The sequence below is a fragment of the Mesorhizobium sp. M8A.F.Ca.ET.161.01.1.1 genome, from assembly GCF_004792105.1.
In the GTDB taxonomy this organism is placed as follows: Bacteria; Pseudomonadota; Alphaproteobacteria; order Rhizobiales; family Rhizobiaceae; genus Mesorhizobium.
The window spans coordinates 1-351 of record NZ_SRTD01000208.1; the positions used below are offsets into that span (position 1 = coordinate 1).

1 pseudogene is annotated in these 351 nt (G+C 58.7%); it reads left to right on the plus strand.

Annotated features, from left to right (window positions below):
* Nucleotides 1–135, plus strand: a pseudogene (locus EN804_RS35350) (acyl-CoA dehydrogenase); the annotation flags it as partial.
* Nucleotides 136–351 lie beyond the last annotated feature (216 nt).

Sequence of the window (351 nt, forward strand, 5' to 3'; positions counted from 1 at the left end):
AACGGCATCCAGATCGAATATCACGTCATGCGCCACGCGCAGAACCTCGAAACGGTCAACACGTATGAAGGCACGCATGACGTGCACGCGCTGATCCTCGGCCGGGCCCAGACGGGCATTCAGGCGTTTTTCTGAGGGTTATGGACCGTAGCGGTTGCGTAAAGAAAGAGGCCTCCGAAGATCGCTTCGAAGGCCTTTTTCTTTTCGAGCTCAGGTGAAGGCTCAGAATGTGCCGCGCACCCCGATGCCGAACATGCGCGGTTCGGTCATGCTCGCCTCGATGCCGCCGATGCCGCGGTTTTCCTTCATAAGGGTCGGCGCGCGCTCGTCGAAGACGTTCTTGACGTAAGC